Origin of the sequence: Sphingobium agri (genome assembly GCF_023051225.1) — a bacterium.
In the GTDB taxonomy this organism is placed as follows: Bacteria; Pseudomonadota; Alphaproteobacteria; order Sphingomonadales; family Sphingomonadaceae; genus Sphingobium; species Sphingobium agri.
This window is the reverse complement of record NZ_JALKHS010000006.1, coordinates 382,292-402,814: the sequence shown is the minus strand read 5'-3', so window position 1 is coordinate 402,814 and position 20,523 is coordinate 382,292. Positions and strand designations below refer to the sequence as shown.

The window sequence follows — 20,523 nt, the reverse complement described above, 5'->3', positions numbered from 1 at the left end:
TCCACAGGGCGCGGCAAAAATGGTTACCCGGCTGGATATATATGTTGGTTGTCGCATATAATGACTGGCAGCGCCACCCGCGAGGGGTGCCGCACGAGATCGGCCGAGACCGGCCAGAGACGAGACTGACCCGAGCCATGGTTCGAATTCTGCTGGCCGAAGATGATGACAGCATGCGCACCTACCTCGCCCGCGCGCTTGAGCGGTCGGGATATGAGGTGGTGGCCGTCGAGACCGGCGCGCAGGCGGTGCCATATATCGAAACGGATCAGTTCGACCTGCTGCTGACCGATATCGTCATGCCCGAAATGGACGGGATCGAGCTTGCCCAGCATGCGGCCACGGTTGCGCCAGACATGCGGATCATGTTCATCACCGGCTTTGCCGCCGTGACGCTGAAGGCCGGAAAAGCGGTGCCGCAGGCCAAGGTGCTATCGAAGCCGTTCCACCTGCGCGACCTGGTGCTGGAAATCGACCGTATGTTCGGCAGCAGCAGCATGAGCGGGCTGAACTGAAAGCCATTTAGCCGGGGACGACTTCTTCCATATCGGGGGTCGGCGGCAGCGCTTCTCCTGCCATGGCAGCAGCGAACCGCTCCCGGTCAAGGCCGCTCTCCCATGCGGACACGACCACGGTGGCGACCGCATTGCCGATGAAATTGGTAAGGCTACGGCATTCGCTCATGAACCGGTCGATGCCCAGGATGAGTGTCATGCCCGCGACCGGTACGGACGGGACGATGGAGAGCGTGGCGGCGAGCGTGATGAAGCCCGCGCCAGTGACGCCCGCCGCGCCCTTGCTGGACAGCATCGCGACCAGCAACAGCAGGATCTGGTCACCTATGCTCAGATCGACATTGGTCGCTTGCGCTATGAACAGCGCCGCCAGCGTCATGTAGATGTTCGTGCCGTCAAGGTTGAAGCTGTACCCTGTCGGGACCACCAGTCCGACGACCGACTTGCGGCACCCTGCCCGCTCCATCTTCTCGATAAGGCTGGGCAGCGCGGCTTCCGATGAAGAGGTGCCGAGCACGAGCAGCAGCTCCGCCTTCAGGTAGCGGATGAGGTGCAGGATATTGAAACCGACGAGCCTCGCCACCAGCCCGAGCACGACCAGAACGAACAAGAGTGAGGTGAGATAGAAGGTCGCGACCAGTTCCGCGAGGTTCGCAAGCGCGCCCACGCCATATTTGCCGATGGTGAAGGCCATCGCGCCGAGGGCGCCGATGGGGGCGGCCTTCATGAGGATCGACACCAGCTTGAAAATGGCGTGGCTGGCGGAGTCCAGCACCTGCATCAGCGGCTCCGCCTTATCGCCGATCAGGGTCAGGGCGATGCCGAACAATATGGCGACGAACAATACTTGCAGGATGTTGTGGCCATCCGCGACGGCCGAAATCAGCGTGGCAGGGATGATGTCCATCAGGAAACCGGTGAGCGTCCGGTCATGCGCCTGCTGCTGATATTCGGCGACCTTGCCCGCATCGAGGCTCGCCGGGTCGATATTGAGGCCAGCGCCCGGATGCACGACGTTCGCGACGATCAAGCCCAGGATCAGCGCGAGGGTGGAAAAGGTGAGGAAATAGGCGAAGGCCTTTGCCGCCACCCTCCCGATCGCGCCCAATTCCTTCATGCCCGCGATACCGGTCACGATGGTGAGGAAAATGACCGGGGCGATGATCATCTTCACCAGTTTGATGAAGGCATCGCCGAGCGGCTGGAGCGCGACGCCCGTCTGGGGGAAAAAATGGCCGATCAGGACTCCGGTCGCGATGGCGGCGAGCACCTGCACGTAAAGCTGGCGGTAAAAGGGCAGCGGCGTAGTCGCTCCGCCCGCTACGTTGTGGATGTCCTTCATGCTCGCCCGGCCGCCCCCTGTTTCCCCGCACAATATGGGCTGCGCACCCTCTGTCCAGAGAATTAGCTTTTAAGCGAATTTCCCGCTTGCACACCCCACCACCCCCCGCTATTGGCGCAACTCCCGTGGGCGTGTAGCTCAGTGGTAGAGCACTGTGTTGACATCGCAGGGGTCGCAAGTTCAATCCTTGCCACGCCCACCATCGAAAACCCCGTCAGATCAAGGATCTGGCGGGGTTTTTGTTTGCCTGAGGGAGGCGGGACTAGGGCTCTGACCTCCGGTCCTGCTGCTCAATCTCATCCAGGACGGCCTCCGGCGCTACGTCTCGAGCAATGTCGTCCAGCACCGGATCGCCGGATTTTCTGATTCCCAGATGCTGTGCCACCTCCAAGTTCAGCTGCACGAGCTTGGTGATCTCATGCTCAGCCAACAGGCTGATCTGAAGGTCAAGGTCAGCTCGTTTGTCCGCCGCAGCTGCCGCTCGGTTCTGGCTGATCAATACAAATGTCGACAGGAATATGGCTTCGACCGATGCCCAGGTCGCGAGAATGACGAAGGTCGGGTCGAATGGCTTCACGCCAGGAATCACGCCAAGATTGATCGCCACCCATGCACCGAACAGCAGCATGTGGAGGTATACGAAGCGCATGCTGCCGGTGAATCGCGTTATCGCTTCAGCAGCCTTTTCCTGGATGCTCGCTCTTTGCTCTTCGCCGCGGCGGCGCGCTTCCAGGGCGGCGATGTTCCGCTTCAATGCTTCGGAAAGATTGGGTGGCTGAGGCGGCGGAACTGTCACCGCTGCTTCCGGCTCGCGCCCCGGAGGATTGCTCATAGTCACTACCTCCCAGGAGCGAGCCTGTTCACCTCAGGCTCTCCCCTCTCCATCCTTTGGTGAGAGTTTGCGCTGGAGAAACGAGAGAACCAGGGTCTCTTCGGGCGAAAGCTGTGTCAGGTCTCCGCGCAATTCTTTCTCTACCTCCTCCCGCGCCTCCAGGATCAGGGCGTCGTTCAGATAACTGTCGAATATCTCCGGATGGATGTAGCATTTTCGGCAGACCGTCGGCGTGTTGCCGAGCCGAGCCGCCACCGTCTCGATGGCGGCCCGAATGTTTCGCTTTGCCGCCGCCTGGCTGTCGACCTTCTCAAGTTCAGCAAGCGCCAGCGCTGCGAGCACCGTGCCGCTCCACGTCCGGAAATCCTTGGCGGTGACGTCGCGCCCGGAGATTTCCTTCAAATAGCCATTTATATCGCCGGAGGTCACCTCCCGCTGCTCGCCCGCATCATCGATATATTGAAAAAGGTGCTGACCTGGCAGGTCCTGGCTGTTCTTGACGATCTTCGCGATACGACGGTCGCGCAGGGTCAGCCGCCATTGCTTCCCACTCTTGCCCTTGAACCGGAAACGCATTTCAGATCCATTCACATCGACATGCCGATCGCGCAACGTCGTCAGTCCATAACTCTTGTTCTGTTTGGCATAATCAGCATTTCCTACGCGGATCATTGTTGTCTCAAGCAGGCGGACGACAGCGGCGAGGACTTTCTCGCGTGGCATGCCTCTCAAACTCAGATGCTCTTCCACCTTAGCTCTGATCCTGGGCAGGGCAGCGGCAAATTCCAGCAAATGCTCATATTTGGTGCTGTCACGAATTTCGCGGAATTTTTGATGATAGCGATATTGTTTACGGCCTTTAGCATCCCTGCCCGTCGCCTGAAGGTGACCATTGGCGTCCGCGCATATCCAGACGTCGGTGTAGGCTGGCGGAATAGCAAGCTTGCGAATGCGCGCGAGGGTTTCCGCATCGCGAACCGCGCTTCCATCCGCCCGGCGATATTGGAAGCCCTTCCCTCGTTTGATCCGCCTGACGCCCTCTTCTTCATCGCTGGTGTAAACGAGCCCAGCCACTTCCGCAGCTTCTCGCGCGTCTACAATTGCGCCATTTTCGTTGTCATCGGGGACGATCGGCGAGGTTTCGAGGTTCATGGACAGAAATCGCCTGGGATCAGGCGCCGGTTCCCGCAATCTGAAATAACGGCGGCACTAACCGGAAAGTGAACCGTTCAAGAGCGCTGAGACGCGATCATGTGAAGGGAATCCACCGATGACACTCGAAGGCAAGAAGATCGCCATTCTCATTGCGCCGCGCGGGACGGAAGAGCCGGAATTTACGCAGCCGAAGGCAGCGGTGGAGCAAGCGGGCGGCACAGTCACCGTGATCAGCCTGGAAGCGGGCGAGGCGCAGGCGGTCAACAATGATCTCGACCCCGGGGCAACCTTTCCTGTCGACAAAGCGATCGGCGAGGTTTCCTCCAAAGATTTTGACGCGCTGGTCATTCCCGGCGGATCGGTAGGCGCTGACAAGCTGCGGGGATCGAAGGAGGTCGTCGCGTTCGTCCGCGCATTCTTCGATCAATCGAAGCCTGTCGCCGCAATCTGCCACGCGCCTTGGACACTGGTTGAGGCGGATGTTGTCAAGGGACGGACGCTTACCTCCTTCCCAACGCTCCAGACCGATATCCGCAACGCCGGCGGAACATGGATCGATCAAGAGGTCGTGGTGGACAAGGGATTGGTGACGAGCCGCAATCCGAAAGACCTCCCCGCCTTCTGCGCGAAGCTGATCGAGGAGATCAGCGAGGGCAAGCATGCCGAAGGAGGAGAAAACACTTAAGGTCTATCTAGTGTCAGCAGATATCTTTTGTCGCAGCATCAACATCGCGACGAGGTGCGAGCTTGATCCGCGAACCCCTTCAACGCTGGACGCGCTAATAATTCACGCGGGTGAACATCGAGCCGTCGATGACGAAGTTCGCGCCCGTGGTGAAGCTCGACCGGGGGCTGGACAGGAAGAGGGCCGTCGCGGCGACTTCATCGGGTACTCCCATCCGGCCGGTGGGATGTAATGCCAGCATCGCGTTGAAATAGTCAGGCCGTTCCGCGCGCAGGCGGCCGACGCTGCCGTCTTCGTCATAGATCATGCCTGGGGAGATGGTGTTGAACCGGACCTTCTTGGGCGCATATTGGCGTGCAAATCCCTTTGTCAGGTTGGTCAGTGCGGCCTTCATCGCCGAGTAGGCGTCAGGTCCTCCGACTTGGGTGGACGCCATCGAAGATATGGTCAGGAATGAGGCATCCCCCTTTGCGGCGGCCGCAGCCTCCAGATAGGGGATTACAACTTCGGCAGCGGCAATCGCGCCGATCACATCCGATTCGAACGCCAATCGCCATTCCGCCTCCCCATTGCCGGAAGCGATGCTACTGGCGTTCGCGATATACATGTCGATACCGTTCAGCGCCTCGGCAGCCTCATGGATAAATGCCCGCAGTGCCGAACTATCGGTAATATCGACTGGCGCGCCGAAGGCTGGAACGCCGTACGCCTCGAGCTTTTTGAGGGCGGCCGCAACATGATCGGCATTGCGCGCACAGATCGCGACCTTCGCTCCCTCGGCTGCAAATAGCTCGGCTGTGGCCCGGCCGATGCCACGGGTGCCGCCAGTAATGACGACTGTCTTTCCTTCAAGGTGCAGGTCCATGTCTTCCCCTTCCCGTTCGATTACCTTTGGCTGGGCATCCGTTTGCACCATATGAAAAGCAATGTGCACAAGGCACAACCGACTAAGATCGCGCCGACCTATGCCTCTAGCGCATAGCTGGGAGTGGAAATGCCAAGTGTCCTTTTTGGCAGCCGCCCTGCCCGTGGTGGCGCGGCAGGCGCCTTCATGCGGGCAATATAAATTCGATCGGCGCGGTGAATTCTATACGCTCGCCAGGGAGCTCTGCCGGGGGGCGGGGATAGGGGGACGCGCGCTGCAGCATCGCTCTGGCTTCCTCATCGAGAACCGGATTGCCCGAGCCCCTGATGATCGCGCCTTCCAGCAAGGTTCCGGCGCGATCCAAAGTGAACCGAACCTGCACTTGCCCTTCCTCGCGTCGCATACGAGCGCGGCGGGGGTAAATTTTATGAGCGTAGAGCCAGGATCGAACCTTCGCGGCGTAGCTCCGGCTGGTGCCCGACGGGGCCTTGATATCAGCGCCATCTGCCACGCCGCGTGGGGGAAGCGAAGATGTGGCCGGCAAGGCCGCAGCCCCCTCAGCCCCGGATGCATTCGGTGCAGTCATGACCTGGCTTGCGACTGACACGACAGGTGCGATCGGTACGAGGGTAGACGGCGGTGACTGATCAATCCTCAAGGGCTGCACCACAGGCGAGGAAATCGGCGGCCGAACTACCGACCTCTGCTCAGCGGTTTGAGAGGAGCCTGCGGAAGCCGCCTCCCTTTCCTCCGCCCCTTGTTCAACCCCCTTCAGCTGCGCCAGCGAAAAGACCGTCAGCGCAGGCGATTCCTGCCGTCGCACCGCCTGCCCCATTCCCAGGTTCAGCAGCGCCGCCATCAGCAATCCGTTCACCAGCAGGGAAGCCGCTGCCGGACCGCTAATGCGGAAGGATGGAACCGCCCGCGCCATCATCGTCAGAATGTGTTCGCAACGCTGAACTTGAAGCTCTGCCCTTCGGCCGCCAAAGCGGACAAGTGGCGGCGATATTGCTTGTCGAACAGATTATCCACGGCGACGCGGAACTCGAATCCCTTCGCCGCGCCGCTCCGTGGCTTGAACGCGAAGAAGAGGTTGTGGACACTATAGCCTGGGGTCGGCAAGCCCGATCCGGCAGAAGAAAAGATGCCTGTCGTCACCTTGTCCTGCCGTTCGGCGAACTCGCCGGTCCAACCGCCCGAAAGACCCGTTGCCGAATCGGCGTAGCCCAGCGTCAGGCGATAGTCATTGGCAGGAATGGTGTTGAGATAGTTGTCCGTCAGGCGATCCTTGCCGTCGATAAGGGAAGCATTGGCCCGCGCGAAAAAGCCGCCAACGCCATATTCTGCCTCTATCTCCAGCCCCTTGAAACGCGACCGGTTGATATTCTGGAAATAGGGCGTTCCCGCCGGGCCGGCGACGTTGACGATCAGGTCCTTCACATCGTTCTGGAACAGGGTGGTCTTCGCGCGGAACCGGTCTCCACGTCCCAGCGCATCATCGAAGGACAGGGTGAAGCCGACCTCATAATTGTCGGACTTCTCAGGCCGTAAATTCGGGTTGTCGGGCCGCGTCGCCGACCGCGTGAAGACCTCATCCACATTGGGCATTCGTACCGTGCGGGCGGCAGACCCGAACAGGCCGAACCATGGGGTGACATTGTACAATGCGGCAAGCTTGGGCGAGACACCGCTGTCTTTCACCCGCCGCGTCAAAGTTGTGCCACCGACGACCGTGTCGCCAGGCTTAAGGTCTGTCCAGTCGATGCGAACGCCGGGCATGATGGTCAGCTTGTCGGACCAGACGATCTCCAGCTGGCCGAACAGCCCATAGCGGCTCATGTCACCTTCCGGATGGGTGCCCGCACCCGGCGTCACCGTACCGTTCATCGCCACGCGCGGATTGCGCCGCTCCTGGATACTCCACTGGCCACCGGCAATGAGGAAGGCCGTCCAGTCGCCGCCCATGTCGAAACGGCTGCTGTTCTGCAGCTTTGCCTGCCAGCTTTCGTAGGAAAAATCCGAATAGGCCAACGTTCCAAGGAATGCCGTTTCGGTCTGGTGCACCTTCGACAGCGAATAGGCGATCTGCGCCTCGACATTGAAGATCTTGCTGCCGTCGAAATCGTTCACATAGCCCACCACCGCTGTCTTATCGTGAACGCGGCGGCGCATCAGGCTGTTTCCGGTGGCGGCCGAAACCTGGTCGTAGACCTGCGGCGCGTCGCTGATCCAATCCTGGTAGCTGGCCCAGATGGCGTGGTTCCGATTGCCGCCGATGGAAACACGACCCTTTGCCAGCCAACTGTCCGATAGCGTTGCGGATGCAGCGACGATGCCGCCATTACCGCTCCTGTAGTCATCGCTGCGGCGGTAATTATTGCTGCCTAGCAATTCGACGCCCTCAACCGGCTGCGCGGCTACGATGCCCGACAGCGTATGCGCTTGCGCGTTGGTATCGGTCGCGGCCTTCAGGCGGACGGCCAGCGGATCTCCGCCGGTCAGGAAATCGGACGCATCCTTTGTCGTGAAATTGACGACGCCCGCCAGCGCGCCAGCTCCGTAAAGGGTCGAGGAGGCCGGGCCGCGCAGGACTTCGACCCGCTTGTAAAGCTCGGGCTCGGTGAACAGCGCGCCCATGCGATATTGCTCGTAGAATTTGGTGACGCCGTCGACATTGAGCAATATCCGATTATCGGAATCCCCCACAGCCGTGCCCATGCCGCGGATGTTGAACCCCTGCCCCAGTTGGCCGACGCCGCCCTGCACGTTCACGCCCGGCATGTCTTCCAGCAGATCGCCGATCGTCATCGCCTGGGCTTGATCAATATCCTCCTGGTCGAGCGTGCTGACGGCTTGGGGCGTGTCGATGGCCACCTTTTCTGCCCCTGCGGATATGACCATGCGGTCCAGGGTCATGCGCGTTGTTTCCGGCGCGTCGGCTGCCTGCTGCGCCCAAAGCTCGGCGGGCACGGCGATCAGCACGGCACCCATCAGAAGCTTTGCCTTGGCCTTCATCATCTTACCCCCTTTTGCATCTCCATGGGACATCAAGGGCCCCGAACGGCGCTCGGCTTACCAACAATGAATGATATTGCAAGTGAGTCGCATTAGATATATCGGGAAATCGAAAGGGGATTCTGATGAAATTGTTGCGACTTCATTCTGCCGCATGGCTTGCGATCATCTTGGGTGCTTCCACTGCCCAGGCGCACATGCCTTACGTGCTGCCCACCCAGTTCGATCTGGGCAAGGCTGACCATGTTACCGTTCAGTCGGCGTTTGCTGAGGATGCCTTTTTACCTGAAGTTGCCATGCGTGACGCGCCCTTCCACTTGATAGGACCGGATGGAAAGCAACTTGCGGTCGGCCCGGTCACGCATTTGCGCGACATCAGCATGTTCGAAGCGGCGATCCCTTCGGACGGGACTTACCGGGTGACGAGCGGCCTTCGCGCCGGACGCAAGGGCAAGATGTTCAAGGCCGGGAATGACTGGAAAATGCGCGGCGAGGGTAGCGAGCCGCCTGCTGGCGTTGCGGAGGTCGATGTGCAGAGCATGACGTTGGCCGAAGCCTATGTCACACGCGGCCAGCCTACCCAGGTGGCGCTGAAGCCGACTGGCAAGGCGCTGGAAATCCAGGTCATGTCTCATCCCAATGCGATCGTCGCTGGAACAGATGCGAGCTTCACGCTGCTCTTCGATGGCGAGCCGCTGGCTGGCGCGGACATCACCCTGTTCCGCAGCGCTGGCCTGTATGATGGGCGAAAGGTGGCCGCTCAGGTGAAGAGCGGCTCGGATGGCCGCTTCGTCCTGAGACCGCAAGATGCTGGCACCTATCTTATACTTGTACGCCATCGCGCCGCCGCTCCGGCGGGGTCAGAAACGCCCTATCGCAGCTACACCTACACTTTGGCCTTCGACGCGGCCTGACCCTTTTTCCAGCTAGAGGATATGATATGAAAATTCGGCTCTTCCTGACCGCCGCCCTGCTCGCAGCATCGGGCACAGCGTTCGCCGCTCCGCATGAAGGATCGGCCTTCATCCACGATTATGATGCCGATCATGACGGGCAGGTCACCCGCGCTGAGTTCGACGCCGTCCGGACTGCTCGCTTCAAGGCGACGGATGCAAATGGTGATGGGTGGTTGTCCGAAGACGAATATGTCGGGGAATATCAGACCCGTCTCGAGCAGCAACTCGCGGCATCGGACCGTAGCGAGGAGAAGAAGGCAGAAGAGCGGCAGCGGCAGATGCGTCAGGCCAAAGTTCGCTTCGGCGTGCTGGACAAGGACAAGGACACCAGGATGAGCCGGGCGGAATATGACGCCTCTGGCACCCGTGCTTTTGCCGAGCAGGATGATGACAAGGATGGTGTCGTGAATGCTGCCGATGCGGCTGCCACTCGCGCGAAGCAACTCGCCGCACAGCAGAAAGACTAGCGTTACCCATGGCGGACTGAGAAAGGAGCAGAGTTGCAAGTGCAGCTCTGCTTCGCCTGGCGTCGCTTCTATTCAGGGCGACAGGTTTCGGGAGCCCAAGTGGGCAACGAGCATATCGACGGCGTGGGATAATTTCTCATCGAGAAGCGCGAGGAGCTTCGTCCAGCCCAGCATGTCGTTCAGTTCGCCAGGCCCATCGGAGATGCCGCGCAGGCCCATGAGCGGGACAGCGAAGCGCTGGCAGGCCCGGGCAATCGCGAAGCTTTCCATGTCGACCATTTCCGCGTCTATCAGCGCATATTCCTCGCCCCCAACGATATTTGCGCCGGTCGAAAGGCGCGCGGTGGGGAGGTCGAGGGGCGTGTGCAACGGCAGATCGACGGGGTGATCTATGAACGGCGTCACGCCCTTGGCAAAGCCGAGGCGGGAAGCGTCCATGTCTCGCCAGGACACGCTGGCGACTTGATAGACTTCTCCTAACTGGCAGGTGCGGGACCCGGCTGATCCCAAGGAGACGGCGAGATCGGGGAGAGCGTCCTGCTGGTGGAGGTGCTGAAGCGCGAGGCTGGTCGTAACGGCAGCTTCGATCGGGCCGACGCCGGTCATCAGCGGCGTGAAGCGGGAACGCAGATGCGGGCCATATTCGTCCTCGATCGCCATGATGAAGAGGACGCGATTTCCGGCGATTATTTCGCAATTTGTCAGGCCTGTGGGAAAATGCATGAAGAAAACCGTTAATTGCCGGGAAATTCGAGGAGGGCGGCGGTGGCGACGCCGTCGGCTTCGAGGGCGGCGCGGCCGCCAAGGTCGGGGAGGTCGATCGCGAAGAGGGCGAGGAGCAGGGTGGCGCCTTGTTCGCGGAGGAGCTGGGCAGCGGCGAGAGCGGTGCCGCCGGTGGCGATCAGGTCATCGACCAGGAGGACCCGGGTGCCCTGCCCTATCTGTCCTTCATGCAATTCGAGACGGTCCGTCCCATATTCAAGCACATAGTCGATGCCGACCGTCTTGCCGGGGAGCTTGCCCGGCTTGCGGATGGGCACGAAGCCGAGGCCCAGCGCATGGGCGAGCGCCGCACCCAGCACGAAGCCGCGGGCTTCGATGCCAACGACGATGTCGGCGTCAAGCGGACGGGCGATCGCCGCAAGCCCGCTGACGAGCGCGGACAAGCCTTGAGCATCGGCGAGCAGGGTCGTGATGTCGCGAAAGAGGATACCCGGCTTGGGAAAGTCGGGGATGGTGCGAACCAGCGCGGCGAGTTCATCGATATCCATGGCTACTCCCAATGAAAAAGGGGCGCGGTGTCGTCATGACGCCGCGCCCCTTCCTTTTTCATTCCCTTCGCCCAAGCGGCGGTCAGGCGGCCTTCTTCTTCTTTTCGGCCCAGATATTCTGGTAGGACATATAGGCCAGCGCCGTGGCGATCAGGAGGAAGACGATGGTCGCCAGACCCGCGCGGCGGCGGTTCTCAAGCTTCGGTTCCGCCGTCCAGGTAAGGAACGCCGCAACGTCCTTGGACATCTGATCCACGGTCGCCTTGGTGCCGTCACCATAGGTCACCTGGCCATCGGCCGTCAGCGGCGGAGCCATGGCGAGGTTCAGGTTGGCAAAATAGGGATTGTAGTGAAGACCTTCTGGCGTCTTGGCATCCGGGAAATGCTTGAGCAGTTCAGCCGGCTGCTTCTGATAACCCGTCAGCAGCGAGTAGACATAAGCCGTGCCGTCGTGACGCGCCTTGGTCATGAGCGAGAGATCCGGCGGGATCGCATTGTTGTTCGCCGCAGCCGCCGCGACATTGTTCGCGAAGGGCTTGGGGAAATAATCCGCCGGAACCGGCTCACGGGTCGACATCTCACCCGTCTTGGGATCGACGTCAGGCGTCTTGATCGCCCACTGCTTGGCAATCGCCTTAATTTCCGGCTCATTATAGCCGATGCCAGCCAGGTCGCGGAACGCCACGAACTTCAGGCTGTGGCAGGCCGAGCAAACTTCCTTGTAGACCTGGAAGCCGCGCTGCAGCTGGGCCTGGTCGAACTTGCCGAGCGGGCCGTTGAACGAGAAATCCACATGCTTGGGATGCTTGTGAAATTCATGCTCCACCGTCTTGGCGGGCGGTTCGGTGACATAAGCCACCGCGCCCACCAGGAAGGATATCAGCAGCCAGCCAGCAAAGAAGAGGCCGACGAGAAATGCGCCGATGCGAACCATGTTACTCTTGTCCCCTCTTAGCCGGCGTTCGACGGCTGCGGATCCGCGCCCATGCCGGGAAGCGCATCCTGTTCGCCCTTGATGTTATGGCGGTTAAGCACGGATTCAGTGATCGAGCCTGGCAGCGGCAACGGCCGCTCAAAGCGCGAGATCAACGGCAGGATGATCAGGAAGTGCGCGAAATAATAGGCCGAGGCGATCTGCGAGATCATCACATAGGGCTCTTCCGCCGGCGCGCCGCCGCAATAACCCAGGACCAGAACGTCTGCGATCAGGATCCACCAGAACTTCTTGAAGGTCGGACGATAGTTGCCCGAACGCACCGGCGAGGTGTCCAGCCACGGCAGGAAGAAGAGCAGCAGGATCGATGCGAACATCGCCAGCACGCCCAACAGTTTCGCCGGGATGAAGAAGAAGTCCACCGTGAAGGCGCGCAGGATCGCGTAGAAGGGCCAGAAATACCATTCAGGAACGATATGCGCGGGTGTCGAAAGCGGGTTCGCTTCGATATAGTTGTCCGGATGGCCGAGATAGTTCGGCGCGAAGAACAGCAGGATCGAGAAGAGGATGAGGAATACGCCGACCCCGAAGCCGTCCTTTGCCGTGTAATAGGGATGGAAGGGAACAGTGTCCTGCGGACCCTTTACTTCCACGCCGGTCGGGTTCGACGAACCCGGAATGTGCAGCGCCCAGATGTGCAGGATGATGACACCCGCGATCACGAAGGGCAGCAGGAAGTGCAGCGAGAAGAAGCGGTTGAGCGACGCATTGCCAGGAGCAAAGCCGCCAAGCAGCCAGGTCTGGATCGGTTCGCCCACGACCGGGATCGCGCCGAACAGGCCGGTGATCACCTTCGCCCCCCAATAGGACATCTGCCCCCAGGGAAGCACATAGCCCATGAAGGCAGTCGCCATCATCAGGAGGAAGATGACGAGGCCGAGCAGCCAGACCATTTCGCGCGGCGCCTTGTAGGAGCCGTAGAAAAGGCCGCGGAAGATGTGAAGATAGACGACGATGAAGAAGAAGCTGGCGCCGTTGGCGTGCGCATAGCGCATCAGCCAGCCCGCGTTCACGTCGCGCATCGTCTGTTCGACGGTGCCGAAGGCGACGAGCGTGTTCGCGCCATAATGCATGGCCATGATCACGCCGGTGACGATCTGGATCACCAGCGCGAGGCCAGCGAGAACACCGAAGTTCCAGAAATAGTTGAGGTTGCGCGGAACCGGATAACCGGCGCCGATCGCGTTGTAGACGAGGCGCGGAAGCGGCAGCTTCTCGTCGATCCACTGCATCGCGGGATGCTTGGGAGTATAATGCTCAGCCCAGGGAAAGCTCATGGTTTCTTACCTCAGCCTACAAGAATGGCAGTATCGGAAGTGAAGCTGAACTTCGGCACTTCCAGGTTCTTGGGCGCGGGGCCCTTACGGATGCGGGCAGCCGTGTCGTAGTGCGAACCATGGCAGGGGCAGAAATAGCCGCCAAATTCACCCTTGTTCTCACCCTCGCCCGCGCCCAGCGGCACGCAACCCAGATGGGTGCAAACGCCCATGGTGACGAGCCACTGCTTCTTGCCGTCGACGGTGCGTTCTTCCAGCGTCTGCGGGTCACGCAGGCCGCCAGCGTCAACCTTGTCAGCCTCGGCGATTTCCTTTTCCGTCAGGTGACGGACGAACAGCGGCTGCGAACGGAAGGTCGTCTTGATCGCCTGACCCGGCTGGATCGCGGAAAGATCGACCTCGGTCGATGCCAGCGCCAGCACGTCCGCGCTGGGGTTCATCTGATCGACGAGCGGAATGACGACGGCGACAGCCCCGACCCCCGCGAAGCTTACTGCGGCGATATTGATGAAGTCGCGACGACGCACCCCACCTTCGCCGGATAGACCTTGGCTGTCCGTATGTTCAACGCTCGCCATGCACCTCAACCCTTGCAAAGACGTCCCTGATACCCGCCGCATTGCCGTTTCCGGCCCTGATTATGGAAGAGAGCCACGGCGCCCACGGAATATGGGCCCCGCCTTTCCCCCTGGCGTGGTTCGCGGGCCTGATAGACCCACTGTAGCTTCTTTGCCAACAGCAATTTGGCCATGGCTATGACAATTTGCCCTGCTGCTTTATGCGCGGGGCATGCGTATTGCCCTTTACCAACCCGAGATCGCGGGGAATGTCGGCGCCATCCTGCGCCTTGCCGCCTGTTTTTCCGTGCCCGTGGACATCATCATGCCGATGGGATTCGCCTTTTCCGACGCCAAGCTGAAGCGCGCCGCGATGGATTATGGCGCGGCGGCGGATGTGACTCGCCATGCGAATTTCGAGGCGTTCGACGAATTCCGGCGCAGGGAAGGCCGCCGCCTGGTGCTGATGAGCAGCCATGCTTCGCAGCCCCTTCCCGAGGTGCGTTTCCAAAGCAACGACATATTGCTGATGGGTTCGGAAAGCGCGGGCGTTCCGGACGCCGTGCGGGACATGGCCGACCTGCGCGTGCGAATCCCGATGGCGGCGGGATTCCGGTCCTTGAACATCGCCGTTTCCACGGGCATCGCGGTTGCCGAAGCCCTGCGCCAGACTGGCCAGTTTCCACAATGATCGAGATTTCGCGATGACATTGCACCTCAACCCCCAGCAGCAGGCCGCCCGTAACTGGTTCGAATCGCTGCGCGACCGCATCTGCGCCGAGTTCGAAGCGATCGAGCGGGAAGCGGGAAGCGATGCTTCTTTCGTCTACACGCCATGGGATCGCGAAGCACCGGGGCTGACCCCGGGCGAAGGCGGCGGCGGCGTTCGCGGCGTGATGAAGGGCAGGATATTCGAGAAGGTCGGCGTGAATGTGTCGACCGTATCGGGTGAGTTCGCGCCCGATTTCGCCAAGACCATTCATGGCGCCGGGGAAAATCCGGCCTTTTTCGCGACCGGGATCAGCCTGGTCGCGCACATGGCCAATCCGCATGTCCCAGCGGTGCATATGAACACGCGCTATCTGATCACGTCCAAAAGCTGGTTCGGGGGCGGCGCAGATCTTAACCCCCCCCTGCCCCGGGATGAGGACACGGCAAGTTTCCACGCGGCGTTCAAGGACGCGTGCGACGCGCATGACGCCGACTATTATCCGCGCTTCAAGGCATGGGCCGACGAGTATTTCTTCATACCCCATCGCGGCGTCCATCGCGGCGTCGGCGGCATCTTCTACGACCATCTGGAGTGCGAGGATGATGCAGGGTTCGACGCGAATTTCGCCTTTACTCGGTCGGTGGGCGAGGCGTTCCTGAAGGCCTTTCCCCCGATCGTGCGGCGGCGGATGGGCGAAAGCTGGAGCGAGGAGGATTATGCCCAGATGCTGGAATGGCGTGGCCGCTACGCGGAGTTCAACCTGGTGCATGACCGGGGCACGCTGTTCGGGCTGAAGACCGGGGGCAATGTCGACGCGATCCTGATGAGCCTGCCGCCGATGGCGAGCTGGAGCTGACTTCCATGCCGCTGACGCCGGTCGCCAATGACCAGATTGCGACGATCGTGACCTATCTGGAGATGGTGGAGCGGCCCCGGCCAGCGCCGATCCCGCCTGCTCCATTGCGGCTGGTGCCGTGGAAGACCCCTGCGCCGGATGCCTATCGCGCGCTGTTCCGGCGTGTGGGGGAGCCGTGGCTCTGGTTCTCGCGCCTCGTCATGAGCGATGCGGAACTGACGGCGATCATCCATGATCCGGCGGTGCAGGTCTTTGCAATCACGGATCCGCGGGGCGTGGAGGTGGGCTTGCTGGAGCTTGATTTCCGCGCGCTGCCGGACTGCGAGTTGAGCTTCCTTGGCCTTGTACCCGGCCTGACCGGCAAGGGGTTTGGAGCTTGGGTAATGGCGCAGGCCAAGTCGCTGGCGTGGCGCAAGGATGTGAGCCGCGTTTGGGTGCATAGCTGCACGCTGGATAGCCCGGGGGCGCTCGGCTTTTATCAGCGGGCGGGATTTGTCCCCTATAAGCGCGAGATCGAGACCTTTGCCGATCCTCGGCTGACAGGGCTATTGAGCGCCGACGCCGCGCCGCACGTGCCGATGCTGGGTCAGTCCGCCTCGGCCTGACGATAGAGCCGGGCGATCATGACAAGCATATAGACCTGCACCACGGTGGAGACGACCGCCGCCGCGACGCCGCCAACGAGCCGGGCGCCTTCCGCTCCGGCGACCAGGCGGCCGACCAGACCGAAGATGACCTGCGCGGCCGACCCGACGATGGCGGAGAGCAGCGTCAGCACGAGAAGGAAGCCGAACAGCCGCCAGAAATGGCCGCGTGTGAGCGCCCAGCTGTGTCGAAGCGAGGCCATGACGCCCTCATTGCCGTCGATCACCACCGGATTGAGCAGCAGAAGGCGGACGCTGGCAAAGAGCATGACAGCGCCGCCGCCAGCCAGCAGCAGCATGACGAGGGCAGCGGCCACGGGCTTTGCCACCATGGAGAAGGCGACGACGACCATCATGCCGACAATGGCTATGGCAAGCAGGACGCCGATCACGACCAGGGCCGTGCCGAGCAGCACGGGCAAGCGGGAGAAGCTGAGCCGCAGCGCTTCGCCGACGCTGATGCCGGGCCTGAGCGCCAGGGCGAAGAGGGCGAGCGAGCCGAACCAGATGATGATGACCCCGATCAGCGTCGAAAGCATGAAGCTGGCCGGGATGTCGGGCATCGCGCCCTTGTCCATGCGCCATGTCGCGAGTTCGGGCGGGGTCATCTCCTGAAGGATGAGGCCGGGCAGCGCGACGAACAGCAGGGCGACGGGGAAGAGCAGGCTGCGTTCGCGCGCGACGAAGGCGACCGCTTCTTCCCATGCCTTGCCGATCGACATCGCCGTCATATCTTCGCCTTTTCCCGTACTGAAAATCGGGAGGAGACTTGATCGCTCCCCTCGCCCAAGTCAAGGAAGTGCCATGTCATCCTCTCCCCCTTCGCCGGCCGGGGCCGAACAGATCGAATGGCGGGTCGATTCGGCGCCGGTCGACTATCCGCATGCGCTGGCCGACATGGAGGCGCGGGCGGCGGCGATCTTCGAAGGGCAGGCGCAAGAGCGGGTGTGGCTGCTCGAACATCCGCCGCTCTATACGGCGGGGACGAGCGCCGATCCGGCCGAGCTGATCGACCCGCGCTTTCCGGTGCATGATGCGGGGCGCGGCGGGCGCTACACCTATCATGGGCCGGGGCAGCGGATCGGCTATCTGAACATCGACCTCAGCGCGCGTGGCAAGGATGTGCGCAATTTCGTCCACCATCTGGAAGGATGGATGATCGAGGCGTTGGCGGACCTGGGGATAGCGGCGCGGCGGGCGGAGGGGCGGATCGGCATCTGGACCGATGACCTGGGCGGGCGCGAGGCGAAGATCGGCGCGCTCGGCATCCGGGTGCGGCGCTGGGTGACGCTGCATGGCTTTTCCATCAACGTCGATCCCGACCTGTCGCATTTTGGCGGCATCGTGCCGTGTGGCCTCGCGGAATATCCCGTCACGAGCATCGCGGCGCTGGGCAAGAAGGCGTCGATGGCCGATCTCGACGCGGCGTTGAAGGCGCACTTTCCCGCTTTCCTCGGCCGGTTGCGGCGCTGCGGCGCGGGGGTTGAGCAATGCGGAGCGGGCCGCTAGGGTCCGCGCCTACGCCGGGTGGGGGCCGCCGGGCATCACATGTTTGGGAGACCCGGATGCGCTGTGAAGCGAGGATGATCTTTACTGCCCTGCTGCTGACGGCAAGCGCCACGCTGGGGGCCTGCGGCAAGGACGACAAGACGAGCAACACGGTCCAGATGAAGGATCTGGAGGTCGTCGACGGCACGACCACGGATGCCATGACGGACCTGGACGGCGTGCAGAGCGAGGCGCCGTCTGCCGCCCTGCCGTCCGTCGGAGGCAATAACAGCGCCGCTGCCGCATCTCAGTCGGAACCCGCCGCTGCCAACGCAACGCGGGGCGAGGCAGAAGTGCTTTCGGATCAATAGAAGAAGCAAGGCGTTCAGGCGCAATACAGGCGCCATCGGCAAGGCATATGACAAGGAAAGCCCTGCCCGACCGTCGTTCACCAAGGCCGCCCTTCACAAAGGGCCATCCATAAAGGGAAAGTCATGCGATCCAGTTCCACCCTGCGCCGGATCTGTTCCGGGTTGATGCTTGCCGCCGCGCCGCTGCTGGCGCAGCCTGCCGCAGCCCAGTTCTTCTGGTCGCCGCCCGATTTCTCCGCGCCGCCGCTGACCGATGCCGAAGCGGCCACCGCACTGGGCCTGCCGGGCGCGACGGCGGAGGAAATCCGCGCGGGCCTGGTGTGGAACCTGCGCGCCGCGCTCAACGTCGCCGCGCTCCAGTGCCAGTTCGAACCCACGCTGCTGTCGATCAGCAACTATAACGCGATGATCGCGCATCATGACGCCGAGATGGATTCGGCCCAGTCTGTGCTGCTCGGCTATTTCCAGCGCACCGTCGGCAAGGGCAAGCCCGGCCAGGCGGCGTCGGATCAATATGGCACACGCATCTATTCCGGTTATTCGACGGTGCAGGCGCAGCGGGGCTTCTGCCAGGCGGCGGCACAGGTCGGACGTCAGGCGATCTTCGCCAATCGCGGCAGCCTGCATGAGGTAGCGCGCACGGGCCTGGGATCGATCAAGAAGTCGCTGGTGCTGGCAGGCGAGCAATTTTACGGCGATCCGGGCCGGAGCTTTGCGCTGACCCTGCCCTCGTTCGACAAGAAATGCTGGAAGAAGGACAAGCTGCGGCCGAACTGCCAGGCGGATTATGAGCAGAAGGTGGCGGCCAGGTGATGATGTGAGGGCGGGGCTGTTGGAGCTCCGCTTTCCGGTACGTGGGTGATCGTTGCGCCTTTTGACCGTTGGGCGGTTCGAGCGACCCAACGCCTGGTGGGACGTCGAAGCCTGTTTTTTCTCGCGCGCGATCCTCATAGGCGATCATGCGCACCAGGCTTATTCTACGTCACCCCGGACTTGATCCGGGGTCTCGCTAATTGACCGGCATCAGATGAAAAGCGGGACCCCGGATCAAGTCCGGGGTGACGACCATGCAAAGCCGAGTATGCTTCAAAAGTAAGTAAAGCCCATCGAAAGCTCAGGGTGGAGTTAGTTTGAGGTGGCGCGCGTTACCGCAGTCCCAGATATTTGTGCGACTGAAGGCTTAGCCGCCATTTCGGGCGGGCCATGACGAGATCGATCGCCGCCTGCATGTTCGCCGCCGCATCGGCGCTGTCGAGGGGCTGGATCAGCAAGTTGTCAAAGGCCCAGCCTTCCATCGCCTCCACATCACCGATGCTGTGTCCCCTGCCCGGTTGCGGCCAGACGAGTTTCAGTTCGTTGCCGCTGCGCTGGACGACATCGCTGCCTGCCTTTGGGCTGATGCAGACCCAGTCTATGCAGGGATGGGCCGGAATCGTGCCGTTGCTTTCGATGGCGATGATGAAGCCATGGGCGTGCAGCGCGTCGATCAGGGCATCATCGACCTGCAACATGGGCTCGCCACCCGTCATGACGATGTAGCGGCCTTCTTCGCCAGTGCCCCAAAAGGCGAGCGCCGCGTCGGCAAGCGCCTGCGCATCGGCGAATTTGCCGCCGCCTTGCCCGTCCGTGCCGACGAAATCGGTGTCGCAGAACTGGCACACGGCCTTGCGCCTATCTTCCTCACGACCGGTCCAGAGGTTGCATCCGGCAAAGCGCATGAAGACGGCGCGGCGGCCGCTATGCACGCCTTCGCCCTGCAGCGTCAGGAACATTTCCTTGACGGCATAGGTCATCGACGAACCCCTTATGGCCTGACGGCGTAACGGGTGGGATCGGGCAGGCCCGCTTCCTCAAAGCCCTTGGACCGGAGGCGGCAGCTGTCGCAGAGGCCGCAATGCTGGTCGCCGGGCGCAGGATCATAGCAGGACCAGCTCATCCCAGCATCCAGGCCCAGCCGGTTTGCCTCCCGCGCGATGGCGGCCTTGCTCATATGCTGCAGGGGCGCGTTGATCCGGACGGGATGGCCCTCGACACCCGCCTTGGTCGCGAGCGACGCCAGATGCTGGAAGGCGTCGATAAATTCAGGGCGGCAGTCGGGATAGCCGGAATAATCCAGCGCGTTGACGCCGATGAAAATGTCGTTCGCCCCCGAAACTTCGGCAAGGCCAAGCGTCAGCGACAGGAAGATCGTGTTGCGCGCGGGCACATAGGTGTTGGGAATGCCCGGCCCCACCCCGTCCTTGGGCACGGGCATGTCCGCCGTCAGGGCCGAGCCGCCGAACGCGGCAAGATCGAGCGGGAGGACGATGTGCCGCCGCGCGCCAAGAACGGTGGCGATGCGCGCCGCCGCCTGCAATTCGACACGATGCCGCTGATTATAGTCGATGGTGAGCGCGACCAGCTCATAGCCCGCCTCACGCGCAAGTCCGCCCGCGACCATCGAATCCAGCCCGCCCGACAGCAGTACGACCGCAATTTTGGGATCATTGGAAAGCATCGCGTTGCGCTACCCCTGCCGGAG

The 20,523-nt window shown here is 61.9% G+C and carries 24 protein-coding genes and 1 tRNA gene; 11 read left to right on the top strand and 14 right to left on the bottom strand.

Features of this window, described 5'->3' with window-relative positions; all coding sequences use genetic code 11:
- The first annotated feature begins 137 nt into the window (after positions 1 to 137).
- On the top strand, positions 138 to 515 hold the full coding sequence (gene cpdR / locus MU848_RS05140) for a cell cycle two-component system response regulator CpdR (RefSeq protein ID WP_097092082.1): 378 nt from the start codon (positions 138 to 140) through the stop codon (positions 513 to 515).
- Between the two features lie 7 nt (positions 516 to 522).
- Here cpdR and MU848_RS05135 read toward each other — a convergent pair whose 3' ends face one another.
- Positions 523 to 1,857 carry a dicarboxylate/amino acid:cation symporter gene (locus MU848_RS05135; RefSeq protein WP_247230640.1) on the bottom strand — a complete coding sequence of 445 codons (1,335 nt, stop codon included), beginning with the start codon at positions 1,855 to 1,857 and terminating at the stop codon, positions 523 to 525.
- 127 nt (positions 1,858 to 1,984) lie between these two features.
- Between MU848_RS05135 and MU848_RS05130 the strand changes: the two genes are divergently transcribed.
- Positions 1,985 to 2,059: transfer RNA gene (locus MU848_RS05130), tRNA-Val, on the top strand.
- A 60-nt stretch (positions 2,060 to 2,119) separates the two neighbouring features.
- Here the strand turns inward: MU848_RS05130 and MU848_RS05125 are convergent.
- Both MU848_RS05125 and MU848_RS05120 read right to left on the bottom strand, forming a co-directional pair.
- On the bottom strand, positions 2,120 to 2,689 hold the full coding sequence (locus MU848_RS05125; RefSeq protein WP_247230638.1) for a DUF1003 domain-containing protein: 570 nt from the start codon (positions 2,687 to 2,689) through the stop codon (positions 2,120 to 2,122).
- A 33-nt stretch (positions 2,690 to 2,722) separates the two neighbouring features.
- On the bottom strand, positions 2,723 to 3,841 hold the full coding sequence (locus tag MU848_RS05120) for a DNA topoisomerase IB (protein ID WP_097092122.1): 1,119 nt from the start codon (positions 3,839 to 3,841) through the stop codon (positions 2,723 to 2,725).
- Between the two features lie 118 nt (positions 3,842 to 3,959).
- Between MU848_RS05120 and MU848_RS05115 the strand changes: the two genes are divergently transcribed.
- Positions 3,960 to 4,529, top strand: coding sequence for a type 1 glutamine amidotransferase domain-containing protein (locus MU848_RS05115; RefSeq protein WP_247230636.1), 570 nt, complete (start codon positions 3,960 to 3,962; stop codon positions 4,527 to 4,529).
- 94 nt (positions 4,530 to 4,623) lie between these two features.
- Here the strand turns inward: MU848_RS05115 and MU848_RS05110 are convergent, their stop codons facing one another.
- The 3 genes from MU848_RS05110 to MU848_RS05100 all read right to left on the bottom strand — a co-directional run bounded on the left by MU848_RS05110 (position 4,624) and on the right by MU848_RS05100 (position 8,412).
- Positions 4,624 to 5,394 (bottom strand): SDR family NAD(P)-dependent oxidoreductase, encoded by a 771-nt coding sequence (locus tag MU848_RS05110; protein WP_247230634.1) that lies wholly within the window; start codon positions 5,392 to 5,394, stop codon positions 4,624 to 4,626.
- A 184-nt stretch (positions 5,395 to 5,578) separates the two neighbouring features.
- Positions 5,579 to 6,325 (bottom strand): energy transducer TonB, encoded by a 747-nt coding sequence (locus tag MU848_RS05105; protein WP_247230632.1) that lies wholly within the window; start codon positions 6,323 to 6,325, stop codon positions 5,579 to 5,581.
- Positions 6,326 to 6,330: 5 nt separating this feature from the next.
- Entirely contained in the window at positions 6,331 to 8,412 is a 2,082-nt protein-coding gene (locus MU848_RS05100) for a TonB-dependent receptor domain-containing protein (RefSeq protein WP_247230631.1), read from the bottom strand.
- Between the two features lie 122 nt (positions 8,413 to 8,534).
- Here MU848_RS05100 and MU848_RS05095 point away from each other — a divergent pair, with 122 nt between their 5' ends.
- Complete coding sequence (locus MU848_RS05095; RefSeq protein ID WP_247230629.1) at positions 8,535 to 9,323, top strand: DUF4198 domain-containing protein; 789 nt, start codon at positions 8,535 to 8,537, stop codon at positions 9,321 to 9,323.
- 26 nt (positions 9,324 to 9,349) lie between these two features.
- A complete protein-coding gene (locus tag MU848_RS05090) occupies positions 9,350 to 9,832 on the top strand; it encodes a hypothetical protein (RefSeq protein WP_247230627.1) in 483 nt (160 codons plus the stop codon).
- 72 nt (positions 9,833 to 9,904) lie between these two features.
- Here MU848_RS05090 and MU848_RS05085 read toward each other — a convergent pair whose 3' ends face one another.
- The 5 genes from MU848_RS05085 to petA form a co-directional block, all read right to left on the bottom strand.
- Positions 9,905 to 10,555 (bottom strand): 5'-methylthioadenosine/S-adenosylhomocysteine nucleosidase, encoded by a 651-nt coding sequence (locus MU848_RS05085; RefSeq protein ID WP_281494300.1) that lies wholly within the window; start codon positions 10,553 to 10,555, stop codon positions 9,905 to 9,907.
- Between the two features lie 11 nt (positions 10,556 to 10,566).
- Positions 10,567 to 11,103: an adenine phosphoribosyltransferase gene (locus tag MU848_RS05080; protein WP_247230623.1), complete on the bottom strand. Its 537-nt coding sequence runs from the start codon at positions 11,101 to 11,103 to the stop codon at positions 10,567 to 10,569.
- Between the two features lie 82 nt (positions 11,104 to 11,185).
- Positions 11,186 to 12,037: a cytochrome c1 gene (locus MU848_RS05075; RefSeq protein ID WP_247230621.1), complete on the bottom strand. Its 852-nt coding sequence runs from the start codon at positions 12,035 to 12,037 to the stop codon at positions 11,186 to 11,188.
- Positions 12,038 to 12,054: 17 nt separating this feature from the next.
- On the bottom strand, positions 12,055 to 13,374 hold the full coding sequence (locus MU848_RS05070) for a cytochrome b (RefSeq protein ID WP_247230619.1): 1,320 nt from the start codon (positions 13,372 to 13,374) through the stop codon (positions 12,055 to 12,057).
- Between the two features lie 11 nt (positions 13,375 to 13,385).
- Positions 13,386 to 13,952 (bottom strand): ubiquinol-cytochrome c reductase iron-sulfur subunit, encoded by a 567-nt coding sequence (petA, locus tag MU848_RS05065; protein WP_247230617.1) that lies wholly within the window; start codon positions 13,950 to 13,952, stop codon positions 13,386 to 13,388.
- A 211-nt stretch (positions 13,953 to 14,163) separates the two neighbouring features.
- On the opposite strand from petA, the gene MU848_RS05060 reads away from it, so the two are divergent.
- Genes MU848_RS05060 through MU848_RS05050 form a run of 3 tightly spaced genes read left to right on the top strand, consistent with a single transcriptional unit; the run spans position 14,164 to position 16,104 of the window.
- The gene (locus MU848_RS05060; protein ID WP_247230615.1) at positions 14,164 to 14,622 is read left to right on the top strand and encodes a tRNA (cytidine(34)-2'-O)-methyltransferase; all 459 of its coding nucleotides are present in this window, start codon (positions 14,164 to 14,166) and stop codon (positions 14,620 to 14,622) included.
- Positions 14,623 to 14,635: 13 nt separating this feature from the next.
- Positions 14,636 to 15,499 (top strand): oxygen-dependent coproporphyrinogen oxidase, encoded by an 864-nt coding sequence (gene hemF / locus MU848_RS05055; RefSeq protein WP_097092133.1) that lies wholly within the window; start codon positions 14,636 to 14,638, stop codon positions 15,497 to 15,499.
- A gap of 5 nt (positions 15,500 to 15,504) precedes the next feature.
- On the top strand, positions 15,505 to 16,104 hold the full coding sequence (locus MU848_RS05050) for a GNAT family N-acetyltransferase (protein WP_247230613.1): 600 nt from the start codon (positions 15,505 to 15,507) through the stop codon (positions 16,102 to 16,104).
- On the opposite strand, the gene MU848_RS05045 is transcribed toward MU848_RS05050, so the two are convergent.
- Positions 16,086 to 16,874 carry a glycerophosphoryl diester phosphodiesterase membrane domain-containing protein gene (locus MU848_RS05045; RefSeq protein ID WP_247230611.1) on the bottom strand — a complete coding sequence of 263 codons (789 nt, stop codon included), beginning with the start codon at positions 16,872 to 16,874 and terminating at the stop codon, positions 16,086 to 16,088. The two genes, MU848_RS05050 and MU848_RS05045, sit on opposite strands and share 19 nt — an antisense overlap.
- A 73-nt stretch (positions 16,875 to 16,947) precedes the next feature.
- Between MU848_RS05045 and lipB the strand changes: the two genes are divergently transcribed.
- From lipB to MU848_RS05030, 3 genes are all read left to right on the top strand, one after another.
- The gene (gene lipB / locus MU848_RS05040; RefSeq protein WP_247230609.1) at positions 16,948 to 17,652 is read left to right on the top strand and encodes a lipoyl(octanoyl) transferase LipB; all 705 of its coding nucleotides are present in this window, start codon (positions 16,948 to 16,950) and stop codon (positions 17,650 to 17,652) included.
- 74 nt (positions 17,653 to 17,726) lie between these two features.
- Positions 17,727 to 18,002 carry a hypothetical protein gene (locus MU848_RS05035; RefSeq protein WP_247230607.1) on the top strand — a complete coding sequence of 92 codons (276 nt, stop codon included), beginning with the start codon at positions 17,727 to 17,729 and terminating at the stop codon, positions 18,000 to 18,002.
- 123 nt (positions 18,003 to 18,125) lie between these two features.
- A complete protein-coding gene (locus MU848_RS05030; protein ID WP_097092138.1) occupies positions 18,126 to 18,815 on the top strand; it encodes a hypothetical protein in 690 nt (229 codons plus the stop codon).
- Positions 18,816 to 19,147: 332 nt separating this feature from the next.
- On the opposite strand, the gene queE is transcribed toward MU848_RS05030, so the two are convergent.
- Positions 19,148 to 19,795 (bottom strand): 7-carboxy-7-deazaguanine synthase, encoded by a 648-nt coding sequence (queE, locus tag MU848_RS05025; RefSeq protein ID WP_247230605.1) that lies wholly within the window; start codon positions 19,793 to 19,795, stop codon positions 19,148 to 19,150.
- A gap of 11 nt (positions 19,796 to 19,806) precedes the next feature.
- Complete coding sequence (queC, locus tag MU848_RS05020; RefSeq protein ID WP_247230603.1) at positions 19,807 to 20,499, bottom strand: 7-cyano-7-deazaguanine synthase QueC; 693 nt, start codon at positions 20,497 to 20,499, stop codon at positions 19,807 to 19,809.
- Positions 20,500 to 20,523 lie beyond the last annotated feature (24 nt).

Bases quoted from the DNA above. Each gene is read 5' to 3' on its own strand.
- MU848_RS05080 (WP_247230623.1), bottom strand. From the start codon at position 11,103: ATGGATATCGATGAACTCGCCGCGCTGGTTCGCACCATCCCCGACTTT.
- MU848_RS05135 (WP_247230640.1), bottom strand. From the start codon at position 1,857: ATGAAGGACATCCACAACGTAGCGGGCGGAGCGACTACGCCGCTGCCC.
- MU848_RS05095 (WP_247230629.1), top strand. From the start codon at position 8,535: ATGAAATTGTTGCGACTTCATTCTGCCGCATGGCTTGCGATCATCTTG.
- MU848_RS05070 (WP_247230619.1), bottom strand. From the start codon at position 13,374: ATGAGCTTTCCCTGGGCTGAGCATTATACTCCCAAGCATCCCGCGATG.
- MU848_RS05110 (WP_247230634.1), bottom strand. From the start codon at position 5,394: ATGGACCTGCACCTTGAAGGAAAGACAGTCGTCATTACTGGCGGCACC.
- hemF (WP_097092133.1), top strand. From the start codon at position 14,636: ATGACATTGCACCTCAACCCCCAGCAGCAGGCCGCCCGTAACTGGTTC.
- queE (WP_247230605.1), bottom strand. From the start codon at position 19,795: ATGACCTATGCCGTCAAGGAAATGTTCCTGACGCTGCAGGGCGAAGGC.
- queC (WP_247230603.1), bottom strand. From the start codon at position 20,499: ATGCTTTCCAATGATCCCAAAATTGCGGTCGTACTGCTGTCGGGCGGG.
- lipB (WP_247230609.1), top strand. From the start codon at position 16,948: ATGTCATCCTCTCCCCCTTCGCCGGCCGGGGCCGAACAGATCGAATGG.
- MU848_RS05125 (WP_247230638.1), bottom strand. From the start codon at position 2,689: ATGAGCAATCCTCCGGGGCGCGAGCCGGAAGCAGCGGTGACAGTTCCG.
- MU848_RS05115 (WP_247230636.1), top strand. From the start codon at position 3,960: ATGACACTCGAAGGCAAGAAGATCGCCATTCTCATTGCGCCGCGCGGG.
- MU848_RS05050 (WP_247230613.1), top strand. From the start codon at position 15,505: ATGCCGCTGACGCCGGTCGCCAATGACCAGATTGCGACGATCGTGACC.
- cpdR (WP_097092082.1), top strand. From the start codon at position 138: ATGGTTCGAATTCTGCTGGCCGAAGATGATGACAGCATGCGCACCTAC.
- MU848_RS05030 (WP_097092138.1), top strand. From the start codon at position 18,126: ATGCGATCCAGTTCCACCCTGCGCCGGATCTGTTCCGGGTTGATGCTT.
- MU848_RS05060 (WP_247230615.1), top strand. From the start codon at position 14,164: ATGCGTATTGCCCTTTACCAACCCGAGATCGCGGGGAATGTCGGCGCC.
- petA (WP_247230617.1), bottom strand. From the start codon at position 13,952: ATGGCGAGCGTTGAACATACGGACAGCCAAGGTCTATCCGGCGAAGGT.
- MU848_RS05105 (WP_247230632.1), bottom strand. From the start codon at position 6,325: ATGGCGCGGGCGGTTCCATCCTTCCGCATTAGCGGTCCGGCAGCGGCT.
- MU848_RS05090 (WP_247230627.1), top strand. From the start codon at position 9,350: ATGAAAATTCGGCTCTTCCTGACCGCCGCCCTGCTCGCAGCATCGGGC.
- MU848_RS05120 (WP_097092122.1), bottom strand. From the start codon at position 3,841: ATGAACCTCGAAACCTCGCCGATCGTCCCCGATGACAACGAAAATGGC.
- MU848_RS05100 (WP_247230631.1), bottom strand. From the start codon at position 8,412: ATGATGAAGGCCAAGGCAAAGCTTCTGATGGGTGCCGTGCTGATCGCC.
- MU848_RS05075 (WP_247230621.1), bottom strand. From the start codon at position 12,037: ATGGTTCGCATCGGCGCATTTCTCGTCGGCCTCTTCTTTGCTGGCTGG.
- MU848_RS05035 (WP_247230607.1), top strand. From the start codon at position 17,727: ATGATCTTTACTGCCCTGCTGCTGACGGCAAGCGCCACGCTGGGGGCC.
- MU848_RS05085 (WP_281494300.1), bottom strand. From the start codon at position 10,555: ATGCATTTTCCCACAGGCCTGACAAATTGCGAAATAATCGCCGGAAAT.
- MU848_RS05045 (WP_247230611.1), bottom strand. From the start codon at position 16,874: ATGACGGCGATGTCGATCGGCAAGGCATGGGAAGAAGCGGTCGCCTTC.